Origin of the sequence: Chitinophaga deserti, from assembly GCF_003149455.1 — a bacterium.
Taxonomy (GTDB): domain Bacteria; phylum Bacteroidota; class Bacteroidia; order Chitinophagales; family Chitinophagaceae; genus Chitinophaga; species Chitinophaga deserti.
The window spans coordinates 140,504-156,558 of the sequence record NZ_QFFK01000013.1 but is presented as its reverse complement, the minus strand read 5'-3'; the positions used below and the strand labels follow the sequence as shown (position 1 = coordinate 156,558).

Genomic DNA, 16,055 nt, shown 5'->3' with positions numbered 1-16,055 from the left:
TGTAAAGCGAATTTGATCGCAAGCCAAGTAACTGTAAAGCGAAAACAGTGTTTAACGACAATGCTGTCAAGCCAATCCCGTACTTAACCCCCTAACCCTGTAAAGTTTTTTCAGTGTAAGACATACTACCTCCGGACTGCCTTTCCACTGCCTTTAGACTCCCATTACACCCCGTATAGACGGCCTCTACACTGCCTTCCACAGCCTTTAGAGGGCATTTTAAGGGCTTTTAGAAGCCGTTTGGATAAGGAGTGCCAAACCGCTTGCTTCCGCTCCCTAATAGGCCGTATGAAGCAAAATTGAAGCTGGAGGGCTGATGGATATGCCGTTTCAAGCTTATTCAAGCTAACGTCTAGTTAAGGACAAGTTAAGTACAAGGTATTATCTAAGTAAAATCAAAGGCTTTTTATAAGGATTTTAAGCACTCAACAAGCACTCAGCAAGCACTCAGCAAGCACTTAGTAAGCACTTTTCATGCATAAACAAGCACTCAGCAAGCACTCAGGGAGTGCGCGGATTTATTGCCTCAATCTTTAATCGCGCGCTAATCGTTCTGCAATAGCGTTCTTATCGTACTGTAGTCATACTGTAACCGTACTGTCGCGGTACAGATGTAGTAGGGTAACTGCGCAGTATTCCCGCTGACCTGCCGTGGATTTTATCGTTTATATTGGCTGAAGTGTACAGTAATCAGGCTTTTTCCTGATAGCGGTTTACAATTGCCTCCTGAAATAGCAAAGGGGCTGTGTTTGTGACAGCCCCTTTGTTCTTTCTGCGAATTTCAGTTTATCATTCCCTACATCTTCTGCACTTTTTTAGAGATCATTAATCCCCGGTACTGCAGTTTCACGATATACATACCCGGTACAAGGTGGCTGCCGTTGTAATCCACAGAATGCTTCCCGGCAGGTAAATGCCCTTTCTGCAATACGGCTGTCATCTTACCGTTCATGTCGAACATGGCGAGTTCTGCCTGTCCGGCTGAAGGCAGCTGGAACTGTACGCTCAGTTTGCCGGTAAACGGATTGGGGGAAACGATCAGTCCTTTTTCTTTGGATACCTCCGGTTCGCTGAGCTTCGCTGCGGCGATGGATTGCAGGCCGCTGCCCGTTACGATCTTCACTTCCGTATAACTGTTCCATGCATTCACGCTGTTGCCATGCCCAACTATTCTTACATATTTCGCGGATTGCGGTGCGAAAGAGAACGTTTCAAGGTTCAAGGAGGTGCCGCTGCTTTGAAGGCCTGTAGCGGCGTTCGTCCAGCTGGTGCCGTTCTGCGACACCTGCACATCGAAGTAAGACGTGCGTACATTACCGTTGTAGAACGCGATCTGCACGCCGGATACCGTTTGAACACTGCTCAGGCAGAACTGTATCCACTGCGGGTTGCCACTGGCCGACCAGCGGGTGGTGAGGTTGTTGTCGAGCACATTAGCCGGTACATTCCCGTCATCCGTACTGGCGCTCACGGGCGTACAGGCAGGAGCGGAGCCAACCGTGATATTTACTGCTGCAGATGTAGTAGCACTACCGCCATTATCTGTGGCTTTGGCAGTAAGGGCATAGCTGCCTGCGGCTACATTGCTCCAGGTGTAGCTGTATGGCGATGTAAGCGCTTCCCCGAGTTTGGTAGTGCCCTGGTAGAATTCTACTTTGGAAATACTACCGTCACTATCTGCCGCCGTAGCAGTGATAGCCACACTGGCAGGAGCCGTATATGTAGCACCACCGGCAGGAGAGGAGATGCTCACCGTGGGCGGTACATTCGTTTGCTGAACAATCTGCACTTCGGTATAACTGTTCCACAGGTTCACATTGTTACCGTGCCCTACAATGCGTACATATTTCGCGGTTTGCGCAGGGAAAGTAAATGTTTCGAGGTTAACGGATGTGCCGCTGCTTTGCAGGCCGAGGGCCGCGTTGGTCCAGCTGGTGCCGTTCTGAGACACAAGTACGTCGAAGTTGGAAGAGCGGACATTGCCGTTGTAGAACGCGATTTTCACGCCCGATACCGTTTGAACACTGCTCAGGCAGAACTGTATCCACTGCGGGTTACCGGAGGCCGACCAGCGGGTGGCCAGGTTGCCGTCCAGCACATTGGCAGGCACGTTGCCATCGTCTGCACTGGCAGATACGGGTACGCAGCCTGGAGTACCGCCGGGGAAGTTATCCGCAGGGCTCAGCATCCGCTGGCGTATCCAGGCACCGGCGGGTTTGAGCCTTGCCGTGGTCCAGGGACCGGCAGAGCAGGTGCCCGTTGTCCATACCGCGCCGCTGCGGAAGTCGTCGGAGTAATTCCAGTTGCACCAGCTGATCTTTTTGGTTTGCATGAGATCGATGAACTGCTGCGTCATGGTAAAATCATTGGGCCCGTCGCCGGTAGCTTCCTGCGACCCGAATTCCGTAACGAACACCGGCAATCTGTCTGATGCCCAGTTCAGTTCATTGAGATAAGCCGCCTGATGATCTTTCGCATAAAAGTGAAAGGTGTACATGATGTTGGTGAAGCTCAGGGGATTGCTGACGATATCCTGCGCAGAGCGCCCGTCTGATACGCCCATGGAGCCCCAGGCGTGTGTGCCTACCAGTACTACCGCATCGCTGTCGATAGCGCGGATAACGGGGATGATCTGGTCTGCATAGGTTTTGATCCTCGCCCAGGTTACACCGTTAGGTTCGTTGCATACATCATAGATGATGTTGTTTTTGTTCTTGTGCTGATTGGCGATGGCGGTGAAAAAGGTTTTAGCCAGCGAAAGGTTCGCGTTGGGATCGCCTGGGGTCAGCTGGTGCCAGTCTACCAATGCATACATCCCGCGCTCGGTAGCTTCTTCGATGAGGCGGTTCACCTGGGCGGTAAATCCGGCAGGGTCGGTTTCATAACCATCGTCCTGCACATACAGTGAAATACGAAGCACGTCTGCCCCCCAGTCGTAGGCCAGTGCATCGAGGGAGGCTTCCGTTAAACAGCTGCCCCAGCCATACCATTGAATACCGTGCGTGCTCATGCCGCGCAGCTGGATGGGGTTGCCGTATTGATTGCAGAGTTTAAGGCCGATTACCTGCAGCTGCCCGTTCTGGGACACCGGCGTTTGTGCCGAAGCAATACAGGTGAAAAAGCATAGCATAACAGACAGGAACCAGGGTTTGATTAGATTTTTTTTCATTGGGTTTTATTGAAGGGTTACGTGATGCGTTATGGACAATACAGTCCCGTGCCCGTTGAGGGCCATGCGATATACTTATGAACAATGGTAAAATGGAAGGCGGAAACTTTTTTCTTAGTTTTTGGCTATAACGTGCAATCGTTTGCATAAATATACTTAAATTCATGAAAACAAAAAATTCCACTTATGAAAATGAAAATCCGCATGGCCGTGTAACAGGCCACCAGTAGTATTATGCTGTAATTCCGCCCCATATTCCCCGTCTCCCACTGCATTGTTTTATCACTGTAAACAACCCTTCACCCATGATGTACAATTACTTATCATGCAGCAGAACGTTGATGCTGCTTTCTTTTGTTTTTTGCATGGCATCAAATGCCGTTGCGCAGAGCAACGCCGTGGCCGATGGCCCGGGTAATACTTATGAGCTGATGGATGCGGCCGGGTATAATGTAGAATCGCCTGATTGCGGGCATCCCGGCAGGCATATCGCGGAAGTGATGGATGCCGTGTTAGGCAAGTATGTTTTCGCCTTCACCCTCCACCGCGATCTGGACGACGACCGTTGCGGAGAAACGGACCGCCAGCGCATAGAGCTGCGCGGCAAGGGGGCCGACCAGCAGGGCACGCAGGGCTCCACATCCCACTACCGCTGGAAGTTTAAACTGGATGCCGGCTTTCAGCCATCGCCCAGCTTCACGCATATTATGCAGCTGAAGGCTTATGGTAACGGGCATGGCAGCGGATCACCCATCCTGCACCTCACCCCGCGGCATGAGAACAAAATGGAGATAGGCCACCCAGGCAGCGGGGGCGTTAAAGCTTCGGCAGATCTCAATCTTTTCCGTGGTGTATGGGTAGAAGCTTATGTGAAGATTAAACACGACAATGCGGGTACGCTGCAATTCATCATCAAACGCCTCAGCGATGGCGTTACCCTGCTGTCTTATACCAACAATAACATCGATATGTGGGAAGACGGAGCAGGCTATGGTGCCCCCAAGCTGGGCTTCTACCGCAGTCTTAACAACATCTCCTACCTCCGCGATGAAACGATATACCTCGCAGATATCTGCGTGGCTAAAAGCGTGACTGATCTTTGTCCCAGTGATATCGGCAGCAATGCTGCACCCACCGTAAACCTTACTGCCCCTGCACCCGGCGCTACCTACACTGCCCCGGCCAACATCACCGTATCAGCTAATGCGGCGGATAGTGACGGGAGTATTTCCAAAGTGGAATTCTACCAGGGCAGTACGAAGATCGGTGAGGCCACTTCATCTCCCTACAGCATTTCCTGGAGCAATGTAGCGGCCGGTACTTACAGCATCACCGCCAAAGCAACGGATAACGATAACGCATCCACCACTTCCACCGCTGTGAGTGTAACCGTGAATGCCGCGCCTTCCTGCGTGCCGGTAGTAGCCAGTACGGATGATGGTAACGTGGCAGCCAATGTGCTGGATAATGATCTGAATACCCGCTGGTCGGCCTCCGGAGATCCGCAGTGGATACAGTTCTGCCTGAGTACCGCCCAAACGGTGACGGGTGTAGAAATCGCTTTCTACAATGGCAATGTACGCGCTTCCCGTTTCGATATTCAGGTGTCGCAGAACGGCACTACCTGGACCAACGCAGCCACAGGCCTGCAAAGCAGCGGCACCACGCTGGCATTGGAACTATTCCCCATCACACCACAAACCGCCAAATACATACGCATCCTCGGGCATGGCAATACCGTGAATGCCTGGAACAGCTATACCGAAGTGAAGATCAATACCGCCACCACACCGGCATGCGTACCGGTTAGCGCGAGCACCGACGATGGCAATGTACCCGCCAATGTGCTGGATAATAACCTGGCGACCAGATGGTCGGCCAGCGGTAACCCGCAGTGGATACAGTTCTGCCTGAGTTCCGTTCAAACCGTTTCCGGCGTACAGATTGCTTTCTACAGCGGAGATGTGCGCATCTCTTACTTCGACATCCTCCTGTCGCAGGACGGCACCACCTGGACCAACGCGGCGCTCGGCCTCCAGAGCAGCGGCACCTCCCTGAATGCAGAAACCTTCTCCATCACGCCGCAGTCTGCCAAATACGTGCGTATCGTAGGCCATGGCAATAGCGTGAACGCATGGAACAGTTATACGGAAGTAGATATTGTTACCGGCAGTGCATTGCAGGCATTAGCCGCGGCTAAGCTTACAGAGGATGTAGCTTTAGATGCACCGGAACTGAGCAATTACCCGAATCCTTTCCAGCAGCAGACCAATGTATCTTTCACGCTCACCAAAGCCGGTAAAACAAGGCTGGCGGTGCTGGATATGCAGGGCCGCCCCGTATCCGTGATCGCGGATGGTATGTTACAGAAAGGGAAACACGTATACCCGCTGAATGGTGGAACCATGCAGGCAGGTACTTACATCCTGCTCCTGCAGCATCAGGGGAAATCCATTTCCCGTAAGATCCAGAAGCTTTAATAGAGTATTGAATTGAAAAAGCCCGTTCAGGTTTAAACCTGGACGGGCTTTTCTTATTGCGATTTCAGTCAGATCTTTTTCATCACTTTCATTTCCAGCCTGAAGCTTACGGCAGTAGTGAGTTTCTTCAGTGCAATGGCCAGCTGGTTTTCCACCGTTTTGGCAGACAGGTCGAGGATGGCGGCTACTTCTTTATAGCGGAGGCCGTATTGCTTTACGAGGATGAATACTTCGCGGCATTTGGGCGGAAGTTCGCGGATGGCTTCTTCCATTTTGCCCATCATTTCTGAAGTTATAAGGAGTTGTTCGGGATCAGGAGAGAACTGCAGCTGCTCTTCATCACTTTCTTTCAATGGCAGATTGCGGTGCGAAGATAATTTGCGGGTATGATCCACCACCCGGTTGCGGGCGGCCACAAAGAGATACACCTGGGGATTGCGCACATCGGTCAGCTCATGCCGCTTTTGCCAGCATTGAACAAATACATCGTGTGTTATTTCCTCGGCCGCTTCTCTGTCTCTCAGTAAAGAGCAGGTAAACCGGAAAAGCGTTACAAAGAAATGATCATAAAACTGCCGGAAAGCATCCTGATCATTTTCAACTGTCATTTTCCTGAAAAAGGCTGCAGTGTTCATCATACCGGCTGCAATTTATCATACGTAGATTACGCTAAAGTTAACAAACCCCGCAGATGAAAAATTTAATATCCCAGTGGAATACATCGAAAATTACTGAAAATAAGGTTATAAATGCAACTCAATTTTTTAGCTTGCCTAAACTAAAAAAGTAGTTCCGGATACCGGAGCCGGCGTTAGTTTATCGCTGTCAGAGGATGCAAACGATTGTTCATAGTGCGGAAACCGGGTGGAATGATAAAAGAAAAAATATTTCTGAAAAAAGGAGGGAAGCGGTTGGGGGATTTTTGATGCGCGCCTCGTCCTTCTCATGTAAAAGCTGCTAATTCGATGCATGAAACACAAGAGAGACTATACCTGCTGATGGCCCGGAAAGTGGCGAAGGAGGCAACGGAGGAGGAGCTGGAGGAGTTGGACGCGTTGCTGGCTACACAGGCCGGACTGCAGTATACCCTTAACATGGTGGAGGAGCTGACGCCCCTTCCCAAACCCGGCGATGCCGCCACAGCCGAAGAGCTGGCCCGTAAAAGGCGGGGGCTCAACCGGCTGGACGACCTCCTGGCACAGGAACCTGCCATCCGCAGGCGCCTGCCCCTGAAATGGATGGCCGCTGCCGGTATTACACTGCTCGCTGGCATTGGCGCCGTATTGTATTATATATCCGGCGTACCGGCCCACCAGGCAGTAGCCGAAACCGCCTATGGTGTTACGAAGAAGGAAGTGCTGCTGCCCGATGGCTCCCGCGTGGTGCTCAATGCAGGCAGTAAGCTCAGCTACGACTCCGCCGCCCTGGCTAAGGGAGAGCGCATCGTTACCCTCACGGGCGAAGGCTTCTTCGACGTTAAGGCCAGTGCAGAGCATCCTTTTATCATTAAAACGGGGAAGGTAGACGTGCGGGTACTGGGTACCACGTTCAACCTGAAAGCTTATCCGAACGACCGCCGGGTGGAAACCTACCTCATATCCGGTAAAGTAGAGATCGCTTATACTGCTAAAGGAGAAAACAAGGCAGTACGCCTCCAGCCACTGGAGCGCCTGGTGATCAACCTCCCTGCCGCGGAAGAAGCCGCTGCCAAAGGAGTAGAACCGGCCATAGATGCCACGGCATTGCTGCTGAAGACGCGCGTGGAACCTGCAGAGCCGGCCACACCAGCAGTACCCGCATGGATGCAGGGCCGCCTGGAATTTGAGAACGTCACCTTCGCCCAGCTCATCAACGAACTGGAACGCTGGTACAACGTTAAGATCGAACTTAAAAATGATAAGCTGAAAGAAGAAATCTTCACCGGCGCCTTTAATAATAAACCGCTGCCGGAAGTATTGCAGGCACTGCAAATGACGATGCAGTTCCAATACCGCCTGCAGGATAACAACCAAATCGAGCTATGGTAATCAATTCACTCATTCACGCAATTAAAACGACGCCTATGTCATAGTTACGCTACCGCATTACTGACGGCCATAAAAAAAGGAAGTGCGGCAACACCTCCTTTTTGTCTGATGGCTGAAAAACTGCCGCCTTGTCTTGAGAACATGGGGACGGCTCTTTTATTCAACCGACAATCCAAAAATATGAAAAAAATCCGTACATGCATTTTACCTGTACCTGAAGAGCGATTAAAAAAAATTTTACTGCGTATGAAGATGATCTCCGTACTGCTGCTGGCCGCAATCATGCAGGTTAGCGCAAATGGATATTCGCAGGAAAAAATCAGCCTGGATTACGCTAATATCAACATTAAGAAGCTGTTGACGCTGGTAAGCAGGAAAAGCGACTACACTTTCCTCTACCGGAACGTAACCATACCTGACAAAACGGTGAACATCCGCGTAAAGGACGCGTACGTACTGGACGTGCTCGAGGAAACCCTCGCAGGCACCAACCTCTCTTTTAAAGAACTTTCAGGTAAGCTGATCGTGATCACGCCCGCCGGGGAAAGCGTGGTGGCCAAGCCCATCAGCGGCATCGTTTCCTCGGAAGATGGTACGCCCCTCATCGGCGTTACCGTGATGGTAAAAGGCACCAGCAAAGGCGCACAAACAGACGCTACAGGGCGCTTCACCATCGAGGCGCCTGAAAATGCCATCCTCATATTCTCCTATATCGGCCACGAATCACAGGAAGTACTCACCAACGGGGAAACCAACCTCCGCATCACCCTCAAAGCTGGTTCCAGCGGCCTCACCGAAGTAGTGGTAGTGGGTTATGGCGCCCAGAAGAAAGTGAACCTGAGTGGCGCGGTAGACATGGTTTCCGGCAAAGAACTGCAGAACCGCCCCATCAATAACATCGCTAACGGTCTTCAGGGCCTGCTGCCCAACCTGAACATCACGATCGGTAACGGCCGTGTTACGTCTAACGCCGCATTCAACGTTCGTGGTTATACCTCCCTCACCGGCGGTGGCCCCTTCATCCTGGTGGATAACGTACCGGCTTCCCCCGATGAGCTGAACCGCCTCAATCCAGCAGATATCGAGAACATCACCGTACTGAAAGATGCTTCCGCCGCCGCGATCTACGGCGCAAGGGCTGCTTTCGGGGTTGTGCTCATCACTACCAAATCCGGTACTTCAGACAGGCTGTCCATCTCCGTAAACACCAACTACGCACTGCGTAACCTGGGTTCTGTACCCGCTATCGTAACGGACCCTTACATGACGATGGACTACAAGCATCGCGCAGCAACGCCCCTGTACAATCTGTACCCCGATGCTGTGCGTGAATACGCGAAGAAGCGCTCCGCCGATCCTTCACTGCCCGCAGTGATCGTGGACCCTACAGACGCTACTAAATATGCATATTACGGTACCACCGACTGGCTGCACGAAGCTTACAAGAACTCGGCACCCACTTCCACCACCAACTTCAGCGTATCTAAAAGAAACGAAAAAGTATCCTACTACCTTTCCGGTGAGTATTTCCGTTATGAAGGACAGCTGAAGTATGGTAACGATATCATGAACCGGTATAACCTCCGCGCAAAGGTGAACTATGAGCTTAGCGACCGTCTTAAACTCGGCGCCAATACCACCTTCTCCAGCCGGGATTATGATGCGCCCGTGTTCCTCGACGATAACTTCTTCCATAACCTGAACCGTACGCCCGCCCTGTCTGTTCTCCGCAACCCTGACAACAGCTGGACTTCTGACGGTGCCAGCCTCTTCGGAAGACTGCAGGAAGGTGGCCGTACCAAGAACTATATCAACGAATACACCGCCACTCTCAACGGTGAGCTGAACATCATTAAAGACGTGTGGGACCTGAAGGGCGATGCTACCATTCGCCGTACCAACAATACCATCAACGCTTTTGATGTGCCTATCCCTTATAACAACGGCCCTAACCAGCCCGTTAAATATACCGGAGCCAATCCTTCGTATGCCCGCACGGGGCTCGATGCGGCGCGTTATAATGTGTTTAACGTGTATACCGATTTCCATAAGACTTTCGGAAAGTATCACAGTGTACAGGCATTGGCAGGTTTCAACCAGGAGTATCGTTACGACGAATCTTCCCGAACTACGCGCCAGGGGTTAATCAGCACCTCGCTGCCTACGCCACAGCTCGCTACCGGCACTATTACGCAGAGTCAGACGATTACCGACTGGGCGGTACAGGGCTTGTTTTACCGGTTGAATTATATCTATAATGATAAGTACCTCCTTGAACTGAACGGCCGTTACGACGGTACTTCCCGCTTCCCTTCCAAAGACCGCTGGGGCTTCTTCCCCTCCGTATCTGCAGGCTGGGTGGTAACGGGTGAAGATTTCTTCAAGCCCATTGCCCAACGCATCCGTCTCGATTTCCTGAAGTTCCGTGGCTCTTACGGTTCCCTCGGTAACCAGGCTATCCCGCAATCGTACGCTTACATCCCTACCATGAGCTCAGGCCAGATCGGCCAGATCCTCGATGGTACCCGTCCTATGATGGTGAATCAGCCAGGCGCAGTATCCTCTTCGCTCACCTGGGAAAAGATCCAGACCCGCAACTTCGGTGTGAACATGGCCTGGCTCAATAACCGCCTCACCATCGATGCTGACATCTTTACCCGCGAAACGAAAGACATGCTGGTGAAATCCAAAACACTGCCAGCTGTATTTGGTACCGGGGAGCCGCAACAAAACGCTGCTTCTCTGAAAACGAAAGGCTGGGAGCTGAGCTTGAAATGGAGTGATGACGTGAATGTAGGCGGTTCCCCGCTGAGCTATTCTGCGCGTTTCATCCTGGCAGACAGCCGTGCTTATATCACCAACTACGATAACCCCACCCGCCTCATCGGCGACCGTTATGTGGGTGAAGAGATCGGGGAGATCTGGGGCTTTCAGTCTGCCGGTTTCTTCCAGTCTGAAGAAGAGCTGAAGAACTGGCCCGACCAGACAGATGTAGGTTCCGATGATCAGAAGAATAAATTCTATGTGGGTGACCTGAAGTTTGCAGATGTGAACGGCGATAAAAAGATCGGGTACGGTAAGAATACCGTGGATGATCCGGGCGACCGCCGCATTATCGGCAACAACCGCATCCGTATGCCCTATAGCATTGATCTGAGCGGCGACTGGAAAGGCTTCGACCTCCGGGTGTTCTTCCAGGGCGTAGGCAAACGCGACTGGTACCCTAACCCCAGCAACCACTACTTCTGGGGCGTGTACGCACAACCCTGGGCCAACGTGCAGGTGCATAACCTCGATGCCTGGACGCCCGAGAATCCAAATGGTTACTATCCCCGCCTTAAGGCTTATATCGCGGAAGACGCATCGGAACTGGGTGCTCCACAGACAGGTTACCTGCAGAACGCTGCCTACCTGCGCCTGAAGAACGTAACCGTAGGTTACACCCTTCCTGCCAGCTTCACCCGCAAAGCCCGAATTGAAAGGCTCCGCTTTTATTTCAGCGCGGAAAATATCTGGACGAGATCACACCTGAAAGCGAAAATCGATCCGGAAGGACTGGATGGTTCTGTATACCCCTTCCAGCAAACCTATTCCGGCGGTCTGAACCTGAATTTTTAACGGATAAGCAATCAACTCATGAAAAAGATCAGCATTTATATATGTTTCGGGATGGTAGCCGCAGCGGCAGTATCGTGCAAGAAGAATTTCCTCGACCGGTACCCGAAAACTGAAGTGACCAAAGAAGTATTCTTCAATACCCCGCAGGACCTAGAGACCTACACCAACGGTCTGTATGGCCAGCAAGCCATCGTGTATCAGGATATTGAGTCCGACAACACGAGTAACTACCAGGCGGCAGGATACGTGGATGCGCTCGTGCGCGGCACCATTAAGCCGGAAACCGTAGGTGGCTGGAACGATTGGGGCAACCTGCGCCGCATCAACTTCATGCTCGCCAATGCCGGCAAAGCACAGGGCGACGCCGTTGCCATCCGCCACTTCATCGGTATTGCACGGTACTTCCGCGCCATGTTCTATTTCACAAAGCTGCGCGACTTCTCTGACGTGCCCTGGTACGGAAAGCCATTGGCGACAGACGATGCGGACCTCTACAAAGGCCGCGATACCCGTGCGCTTATTGCAGACTCCATTCTCGCGGATCTCAACTTCGCCGTGGAAAACATCAAACCTGACGAAGGCAACCGTACCCGCATCAGCAAATGGACGGCCCTCGCATTGCTGAGCCGCTTCGGATTGTTTGAGGGTACTTTCCGCAAGTATCACCCGGAAGTAAACCTCGCCAGCGACGCCAACAGATTCCTGGAGCGTTCCGTTTGGGCAGCTGAGCAGATAATGTCCAGCAACCGGTTTACAATTAACAATACAGGAAAGGGTGGGGAAGACTACCGCGTGCTGTTCTGCAGCCCCTCACTCAGCGGTATGAAAGAAGTGATCATGTGGGCCGACTACCAGCAGGCGCTTGGCGGTGGTAACAATACGCATACTGTACTGGGGTACCAGTGGGCGCTGAGCAACAGTCTGGCCGAAACCTACCTCATGAAAGACGGTACGCCTTTCACCGCACAGCCCGGCTATGCCACTAAAACGCTGCTGGAGGTGCTGAAAGACCGTGATCCCCGCATGAATGAAACCTTTGCCTCTCCCGGCTTCTCACCTAATCAGGATGGCCGTCCTTATGTGACCAAGCCCACCATCGGCGGATATGATCAGGTGAAGTTCTACCCCCGCGTACCAGCACAGCGGCAGGGATGGGAGCTGAACTTTACCGCGCTCCCTATCTACCGTTACGCCGAAGTACTGCTGAACCTTGCAGAAGCTAAAGCCGAACTGGGAACCATCACGTTAACCGACCTAAACAATACCGTGAACCTGCTCCGCGCCCGCGTTCAAATGCCCGCCATGACATTGGCGCCTGCAGCTGATCCAGTGCTGGCAGCCCAATACCCCGGCGTTACCAATGGCCTGCTGCTGGAATTGCGCCGTGAAAGGAGGGTGGAACTGGCCTGTGAAGGACAGCGCTTCAATGATATCATGCGCTGGAAAGCCGGCAAACGCCTGCAGGATGCACAGGGTGGTATGTATGTACCCGCACTCGGCGCCATGGATGTTACCGGTGATGGTGTGCAGGATATCGCCATCCTCGCCAGTCCCAACGACGAATCCCCTATAGCCGGGCTGCCCGATGATGTAAAGAAGAACCTCACGAAGTTCTACCTTAAAGACGCCGCCGGGAAAGATAACAACATCTATCTCACCAACGGTACCAGCGGCCGTATCATGTTCACCAGCGATCGTGATCAGCCGCGCACCTTCCTGGAGCCGAAGTATTACTATCGCCCCCTTCCCCAGCAGCAGACGGTCCTGAACCCTGCGCTGAAACAGATATTCGGTTGGTAAAGGAAAGTTGCCGAAAACCCAACGCTACCGGTGCTTGCGCCGGTAGCTTTTTCTCTGCTTGTTTGCTGCTTTGCGTGGGCTTCATTTCTTATTCATCACCTCACGTAAATTAAAACCCATGAAAAAAATCCTTCTTTGTACCCTGTTTTGTTTTGTTGCTTTTCTGCCAGAATTCAATACCGCTCAGGGCCGCGCCGTTACGGCCAGCTCCTTTAGCATGATATATGGCTTCAAGACCTGGGACGATTACCCGCATGTTCCCGCTCCGGCCAGCTATACCGTAGCCCTTACCAGTGGTGGCAGCGCCACCATGGTGGTGTACGGCGACCCGCTGGACCCTGACTATATTATGGTAGACGGTGTTGTAATGACAGTTACCAGCACCAGTCATTCAGACGTTGGTGGCGAAATCATCGAAGAGTGGAATGGTCATGTGAACGGTACGCCTATGCGCTACAAGGCGAGACAAATTTATGCCTTCCTGACCCTCAGCGGCTGGTACGGTAGTATATAATCTTTCTCCTGACCCGCAAAGCAGCTTTTGATATACAAGATTAACCGGTTTGGGCAGTGATGCCCGGCCGGTTTTTTACTTTTAGTCATAAAGCCGAATGGGGGCGGACATTTTACTTATTGAAGCTTTTTAAGCAACAGCGCTATCCGCAGTCGGTTGTATTGCTGTAACAGGATGGCAGCGTAGTTGAATACGATATTAGCGATGCAGACCAGCAGTCCGGCCAGCCAATAACCATGCAGGAAAGCATGTAAGGCCGTTAAGAGGAAGAAGCAGCCACAGATCAGGTGAAACCTTTCGTACATCATGATTGTGCTGAGATATTTTTGGGCCGTTTCAGGATTATTGATGGTGTTCCCGGTGGATTGAGCCACTTTATTTGCCCAGTCGCCGTTCTGCGTCAGCTTTCTAATGATCCTGACCCCCATTTTCTCGAACCCGCGGCGGCTTTTGGCAAGCCGCGTCCATTGCAGCAGCCGGTAGGGCAGGAGGCCCGCTATGAATGAAGTACCCAGAAAAATATAAGACCATAATCCCCAGCCCGTGGTGTACCAATACCACACTACCGGCGCGCAGCAGAGGATGGTCCAGAAGAAGTTGATAAATGTATCGATGGGGCGGGTTTTCATGAAGGATAAGATAAGCACTTTTTTCTGATACTTCAGTTCCGGTAGTCGGTTTTAATACGATATTACGAGTCCGCCAGTGGCCGCTGACCAGCATAAATATAAAAGGCCGTCTCAAGTAGTGAGACGGCCTTTTGTTTCAATCATCTGTACGTAGTTCCTGCCTGCGCAGGTGATCCTTTTATTCTAACTGTTGGTTTAATACCCTGGATTCTGCCTCAATCCGGGTTCTACTTTCAGGCTGTTCTCATGGAAAGGCCATACGTAGTTATTAGGGCGGAAGGAGCGGTCTTCAACTTTAAGGGTCACTTTCTGACCATCCACCATCCGGGTGTGACCGAGGGCGGGCTCATTGAGCACCTTCTCGGCTATGCGCCAGCGGATGATATCGTCGTAGCGGCGGCCTTCGCCTGCCAGTTCAATACGGCGTTCGTTACGGATGAGGTCTGTCCATTGCTGAGGGGTGTAGGCTGCATATTTCGGCAGTTTTACATCAGCAAAATTCATATCCAGCCCGGCACGTTTGCGGATGGCGTTGATGCATTCCTTGGTAAGGTCATCAATCTGGTTCATGGCAATTTTTGCTTCGGCATAAGTCAGCAGTACTTCAGCATAACGGATGTAAGGGAAGTGCATGTTGCCGCCGCTACGGAAGGCATCGGCTTCGTCCACGAACTTACGGTACCAGTAACCGGACCGGCTGGCACGCGGCCTTTCGTAGTACATCGGGTTGTTGGCATCGTAAATATTGATGGGCTCGTTCACGAATATATCGTTGTGCATATAGATACTCGCAGCAAGACGGGGATCGCGGTTGAGCTTCGGGTTGAGTTCGTACTGCTCTTTGGTATACTGTGTGCTTTTGTCGATCGGGTCGCCCTGGAGCGTCCAGTAAGCATCGATGAGCGATTTCAAAGGCACTACGAACGACTGTCCATTCCCGGTACGGTATTGCGGAGCCAGGTGCTGGAAGGAGTTGGTAGCTGAGTTGGCGTGGCTGGCCATGTCCATAGTAAAGATGAACTCCTTGTTGGTTTTGTCTGCCTTGTAGTTGAACAGATCGCCATATTTGGGATGCAGTTCAAACTTATTGCTATCCATGATTTCCTTCGCCAGTCTTGCCGCATCTTCATAACGCCCGAAATACAGGTAATAGCGCATGATGATACCTTTCAGGGAGTATTTGTTGAACATGTATGCGTCAGATGTATAAGCATCCGGCGGCAGGTTGTTCGCGATTTCCTCCGCCATGGGGAAGAGGACGCTGAGTATCTCATCTTTAGACTTCGCAGGTTGTGTGGCGGATTCCAGATTAGCAGGCTCCAGGTAGAAGGGGATATTTTCCCAGCGCGAAACCATCCAGAAGTAGTGCCATGCACGGAGTCCTTCGAGGATGCCTTTGTACTTGGTTCTTACCGCCTCATCTTCCACATACGGGAGGTTCACATTGGCGATAAACACGTTCAGACGCCCGGTGTGCTTCATATGCAACTCATAGTTCCAGCTGAAGGCAGCGGTGTTGGAGTTAAAGTTGCCGTTGGCGATCAGCTGATGGTGATGGCTTTCGGTACGGCTGTAAGCGTCGTCCGATTTCCCGTCTTCCTGGTATAGTAATTTGCCGTTCAGGCCCACGCTGGAGAATACGTCTACATAAGAGGAATACACCACGCGGCGGAGATCGTCTTCAGTGTTGAAGAACTCATTGAACTTGGTGGCAGTCGGGTCGGTTTTATCGAGGAATTTTTCACATCCTGCGAGCACGGTGGCGCCGCAAAGGAGGGAAGTATAGATTAGTTTCTTCATTGCTACAGAATAAGTTTG

9 protein-coding genes are annotated in these 16,055 nt (G+C 51.9%); 5 read left to right on the top strand and 4 right to left on the bottom strand.

Annotation, left to right across the window (positions count from 1 at the left end; genetic code table 11):
• Window positions 1-796: 796 nt before the first annotated feature.
• On the bottom strand, window positions 797-3,169 hold the full coding sequence (locus DEV76_RS24025; RefSeq protein WP_109700487.1) for a cellulase family glycosylhydrolase: 2,373 nt from the start codon (window positions 3,167-3,169) through the stop codon (window positions 797-799).
• A 365-nt stretch (window positions 3,170-3,534) separates the two neighbouring features.
• Here DEV76_RS24025 and DEV76_RS26140 point away from each other — a divergent pair, with 365 nt between their 5' ends.
• The gene (locus tag DEV76_RS26140; protein ID WP_198652208.1) at window positions 3,535-5,649 is read left to right on the top strand and encodes a discoidin domain-containing protein; all 2,115 of its coding nucleotides are present in this window, start codon (window positions 3,535-3,537) and stop codon (window positions 5,647-5,649) included.
• 68 nt (window positions 5,650-5,717) lie between these two features.
• Here the strand turns inward: DEV76_RS26140 and DEV76_RS24005 are convergent, their stop codons facing one another.
• Window positions 5,718-6,287 carry an RNA polymerase sigma factor gene (locus DEV76_RS24005; protein WP_109700486.1) on the bottom strand — a complete coding sequence of 190 codons (570 nt, stop codon included), beginning with the start codon at window positions 6,285-6,287 and terminating at the stop codon, window positions 5,718-5,720.
• 327 nt (window positions 6,288-6,614) lie between these two features.
• Between DEV76_RS24005 and DEV76_RS24000 the strand changes: the two genes are divergently transcribed.
• From DEV76_RS24000 to DEV76_RS23985, 4 genes are all read left to right on the top strand, one after another.
• Window positions 6,615-7,676: a FecR family protein gene (locus DEV76_RS24000; protein WP_109700485.1), complete on the top strand. Its 1,062-nt coding sequence runs from the start codon at window positions 6,615-6,617 to the stop codon at window positions 7,674-7,676.
• Between the two features lie 246 nt (window positions 7,677-7,922).
• Window positions 7,923-11,294: a SusC/RagA family TonB-linked outer membrane protein gene (locus tag DEV76_RS23995; RefSeq protein WP_198652206.1), complete on the top strand. Its 3,372-nt coding sequence runs from the start codon at window positions 7,923-7,925 to the stop codon at window positions 11,292-11,294.
• An 18-nt stretch (window positions 11,295-11,312) separates the two neighbouring features.
• A complete protein-coding gene (locus DEV76_RS23990) occupies window positions 11,313-13,094 on the top strand; it encodes a RagB/SusD family nutrient uptake outer membrane protein (protein ID WP_109700484.1) in 1,782 nt (593 codons plus the stop codon).
• Window positions 13,095-13,212: 118 nt separating this feature from the next.
• On the top strand, window positions 13,213-13,608 hold the full coding sequence (locus tag DEV76_RS23985) for a hypothetical protein (RefSeq protein WP_109700483.1): 396 nt from the start codon (window positions 13,213-13,215) through the stop codon (window positions 13,606-13,608).
• Window positions 13,609-13,724: 116 nt separating this feature from the next.
• Here the strand turns inward: DEV76_RS23985 and DEV76_RS23980 are convergent, their stop codons facing one another.
• Together DEV76_RS23980 and DEV76_RS23975 are read right to left on the bottom strand one after the other, a co-directional pair.
• A complete protein-coding gene (locus DEV76_RS23980) occupies window positions 13,725-14,237 on the bottom strand; it encodes a glycosyl-4,4'-diaponeurosporenoate acyltransferase CrtO family protein (RefSeq protein ID WP_109700482.1) in 513 nt (170 codons plus the stop codon).
• Window positions 14,238-14,432: 195 nt separating this feature from the next.
• The gene (locus tag DEV76_RS23975; protein WP_109700481.1) at window positions 14,433-16,037 is read right to left on the bottom strand and encodes a RagB/SusD family nutrient uptake outer membrane protein; all 1,605 of its coding nucleotides are present in this window, start codon (window positions 16,035-16,037) and stop codon (window positions 14,433-14,435) included.
• Window positions 16,038-16,055: the final 18 nt, after the last annotated feature.

What these genes read in the sequence shown, in the direction of transcription:
- DEV76_RS24025 (WP_109700487.1), bottom strand. Translation starts at nt 3,169, where the DNA reads ATGAAAAAAAATCTAATCAAACCCTGGTTCCTGTCTGTTATGCTATGC.
- DEV76_RS26140 (WP_198652208.1), top strand. Translation starts at nt 3,535, where the DNA reads ATGGCATCAAATGCCGTTGCGCAGAGCAACGCCGTGGCCGATGGCCCG.
- DEV76_RS24005 (WP_109700486.1), bottom strand. Translation starts at nt 6,287, where the DNA reads ATGATGAACACTGCAGCCTTTTTCAGGAAAATGACAGTTGAAAATGAT.
- DEV76_RS24000 (WP_109700485.1), top strand. Translation starts at nt 6,615, where the DNA reads ATGCATGAAACACAAGAGAGACTATACCTGCTGATGGCCCGGAAAGTG.
- DEV76_RS23995 (WP_198652206.1), top strand. Translation starts at nt 7,923, where the DNA reads ATGAAGATGATCTCCGTACTGCTGCTGGCCGCAATCATGCAGGTTAGC.
- DEV76_RS23990 (WP_109700484.1), top strand. Translation starts at nt 11,313, where the DNA reads ATGAAAAAGATCAGCATTTATATATGTTTCGGGATGGTAGCCGCAGCG.
- DEV76_RS23985 (WP_109700483.1), top strand. Translation starts at nt 13,213, where the DNA reads ATGAAAAAAATCCTTCTTTGTACCCTGTTTTGTTTTGTTGCTTTTCTG.
- DEV76_RS23980 (WP_109700482.1), bottom strand. Translation starts at nt 14,237, where the DNA reads ATGAAAACCCGCCCCATCGATACATTTATCAACTTCTTCTGGACCATC.
- DEV76_RS23975 (WP_109700481.1), bottom strand. Translation starts at nt 16,037, where the DNA reads ATGAAGAAACTAATCTATACTTCCCTCCTTTGCGGCGCCACCGTGCTC.